Annotated in this window: 1 protein-coding gene; it reads left to right on the plus strand. The window is 69.1% G+C overall.

Going from position 1 to position 845, the window contains the following annotated elements; translation table 11 throughout:
* Positions 1-155 precede the first annotated feature (155 nt).
* On the plus strand, positions 156-665 hold the full coding sequence (locus ACFU5K_RS20050) for a GNAT family N-acetyltransferase (protein ID WP_384063365.1): 510 nt from the start codon (positions 156-158) through the stop codon (positions 663-665).
* The last annotated feature ends 180 nt before the right edge of the window (positions 666-845 follow it).

The following is an 845-nucleotide window of genomic DNA, read 5'->3' on the forward strand; positions in this document are numbered from 1 at the left end:
GGCGATACCGGCTCCCGCCACTAGCCGAAACTCGCTGACCTGCGCTGATGCCCAATTCGACTCATCGGACACCCACTGAGCTGCGGAACCCGGGCGAAGGCGGCGGCCAGAATATCGATACGCCCCCAAAAGAGACAGGCGGATATCGTCGGCGCATGCCCACCCTCGAACGCCTTCGCCCTGATCACGCTCCGGCGCTGCTCGCCTTCGAGCGGGAGAACCGCGCGTTCTTCGCCGCATCGATCCCCGACCGGGGCGACGACTACTTCACCGGATTCGCGGCGCGTCACGCCGAGTTGCTGGCAGAGCAAGCTGCGGGCATGCATCACTTCCACATCCTGACGGACGGCGGCGGGGCCGTACTGGGCCGCGTCAATCTCGTGGATGTGGCCGAGGGTTCGGCCGATCTCGGCCACCGCATCGCCGAGCGGTTCACCGGGCGGGGCCTGGCCACGTCCGCGGTCCGGGAGGTATGCGCACTGGCCGTCACGGAGTACGGGCTGATCACACTCAGGGCCAGCACGACGCGGGACAACAAGGGTTCGAGGACGGTGCTAGCCCGTACGGGATTCGTGGAGGCCGGAACGACAACCCTGATGGGGAAGCCCGGGCTGCGCTTTGACCGCGACCTGACCGCACCATGCCGCGCCGCGACCGCGACCTGACGCACCCGTCTCTCGCCCCGACCGTGGCCTGGGAAACCAGGGCCGCTCCCCCGCGATCCGAGACACTCGGGGACGACGAACCCGTGGACGTGACGCACATCGGTGGCGGACCGCGATGCGGGCCGCCCCCCAAGGACGGGGTTCGGGGGTGGGGTGGTGAGTCGTCGGCGACCAGCTCGG

The organism is Streptomyces sp. NPDC057428, from assembly GCF_042803195.1.
In the GTDB taxonomy this organism is placed as follows: Bacteria; Actinomycetota; Actinomycetes; order Streptomycetales; family Streptomycetaceae; genus Streptomyces.